Annotated in this window: 2 protein-coding genes; both read right to left on the bottom strand. The window is 36.6% G+C overall.

Going from position 1 to position 967, the window contains the following annotated elements:
* Window positions 1-151 precede the first annotated feature (151 nt).
* Entirely contained in the window at window positions 152-502 is a 351-nt protein-coding gene (locus tag OCH80_RS10135) for a type II toxin-antitoxin system PemK/MazF family toxin (protein ID WP_404540638.1), read from the bottom strand.
* Complete coding sequence (gene mazE, locus OCH80_RS10130; protein WP_279199392.1) at window positions 495-770, bottom strand: type II toxin-antitoxin system PemI/MazE family antitoxin; 276 nt, start codon at window positions 768-770, stop codon at window positions 495-497. Before mazE ends, OCH80_RS10135 begins: the two co-directional genes overlap by 8 nt.
* Window positions 771-967 lie beyond the last annotated feature (197 nt).

Raw genomic sequence — 967 nt, 5'->3', positions numbered from 1 at the left:
AAGAATCAAAACAGGACGAAAAAACATGACCCCGATTGAATATCGGAATCATGTTTTGACAACCTTAACGGCATAATACTAATTTGTCCCAATTTTGGGGGTCACATCACTACAGATTAGTTCTAACAACTTTTTTATTGGTCAATTTGACTTATTCTTTCTTAAATATATTTTGAACTTGCGTAAGAATATTTTCAAATTGAGCCACATCATGGATATGACCTATAACTTTGCCTTTTCTAGCTAAGAAGTCATATGATAATAGTTGCAACAATAAAGCATCACCATTGGTTCTACTTGCAAAGTCAACTACTGGAAACCTAAAGGGATCCTCTCGATGTACATGGGTGAGTGCCAAGCCAATTACTAGACCCGATCTTGCATTATAGACATCGCGACTGACTATCAAAAAACGCCGCCTAATGTTACCTTTTTGTGGATCATGCCCTGCATGTGGTTCAGCATCGATGATGATGATATCGCCTTGATGAACGTCAATCATCTTTAGGTAATTCCCTTCCAACCGGCTTTAATTCACGAGGGTTATAGCCTAAATCGTGATATTCTTCCGCGATCAACTGATCATAGTCCAGATTATCATAGCTAGAATCTGACCAAATATCGTACTTGATCTCTTTCTTGATTGGCTTATATACAATATTGCCATTAGCATCTTGGAAAACTTCGTATTCCGTATCAGCCTGGGCATTAATACTCTTAGGGATTGTTAAAACCAACGAATTACCTTGATGTCTCGCTTTGACAACCATTGTTATCACCTCTACGTTCAGTATACACGGTATTCACAATAATTTTGACTTACAGAGAACTTAATTCCAAGTCAAAGCAAAAAGTTGTTAGAACTACAGATTAGTTCTAACAACTTTTCAATTTACGGCCAGTTGATTTTTGGAGACCGTATAATCTTATGTGTAAGGATGAACAGTTCCTTAAAGTAAATCAAAAT

Origin of the sequence: Lactobacillus sp. 23-2 (genome assembly GCF_044902225.1) — a bacterium.
GTDB lineage: Bacteria > Bacillota > Bacilli > Lactobacillales > Lactobacillaceae > Lactobacillus > Lactobacillus absianus.
This window is presented reverse-complemented; position numbering and strand designations above follow the sequence as displayed.

What these genes read in the sequence shown, in the direction of transcription:
- OCH80_RS10135 (WP_404540638.1), bottom strand. Translation starts at nt 502, where the DNA reads ATGATTGACGTTCATCAAGGCGATATCATCATCATCGATGCTGAACCA.
- mazE (WP_279199392.1), bottom strand. Translation starts at nt 770, where the DNA reads ATGGTTGTCAAAGCGAGACATCAAGGTAATTCGTTGGTTTTAACAATC.